Origin of the sequence: Pseudomonas sp. NPDC098747, from assembly GCF_044760045.1 — a bacterium.
Lineage (GTDB): Bacteria > Pseudomonadota > Gammaproteobacteria > Pseudomonadales > Pseudomonadaceae > Aquipseudomonas.
The window spans coordinates 14,215-14,689 of sequence record NZ_JBIWAL010000086.1 but is presented as its reverse complement, the minus strand read 5'-3'; the positions used below and the strand labels follow the sequence as shown (position 1 = coordinate 14,689).

General features: G+C 53.9%; 2 protein-coding genes. Both read left to right on the top strand.

What is annotated here, in order from left to right:
* Positions 1–54 precede the first annotated feature (54 nt).
* A complete protein-coding gene (gene cyoD, locus ACIQVE_RS27820; protein WP_402814797.1) occupies positions 55–390 on the top strand; it encodes a cytochrome o ubiquinol oxidase subunit IV in 336 nt (111 codons plus the stop codon).
* Between the two features lie 10 nt (positions 391–400).
* Positions 401–475, top strand: a 75-nt coding sequence (locus ACIQVE_RS27815; protein WP_402814802.1) for a hypothetical protein, incomplete at its 3' end; no start/stop codon positions are given.

Sequence of the window (475 nt, the reverse complement as noted above, 5' to 3'; positions counted from 1 at the left end):
GGACGTGGTGTGTATCTGCGTAATAACCGTTGTTTACCTGATGGGGACTCTGTAATGGCTAACGCAAACTCCCATGACAGCCATGATGCTGGCCACGGCAGCGCCAAGTCGTACGCCATTGGCTTCATCCTGTCGGTGATCCTGACCGTCATCCCGTTCGGCCTGGTGATGTACCCGACCTTGCCGAAGATGACGACACTGGCAATCGTCCTGCTGTTCGCAGTCATCCAGGTGATTGTTCACCTGTATTACTTCCTGCACCTGGACCGTTCCATTGCTCAGCGTAACAACGTGATTGCGTTCGTCTTCACGGCCATCGTGATCGTGCTGCTGGTTGGCCTGTCGCTGTGGATCATGTTCAGCATCCACACGTACATGATGGCGAAGTGAGGTAGACCCGATGTCGCTCAAGCACTTTATCCAAATCACCAAACCGGGGATCATTTTCGGTAACTTGCTTTCTGTGGCAGGCGGG

Excerpts from the sequence above, each read along its gene's own strand:
- cyoD (WP_402814797.1), top strand. The coding sequence starts at position 55 with ATGGCTAACGCAAACTCCCATGACAGCCATGATGCTGGCCACGGCAGC.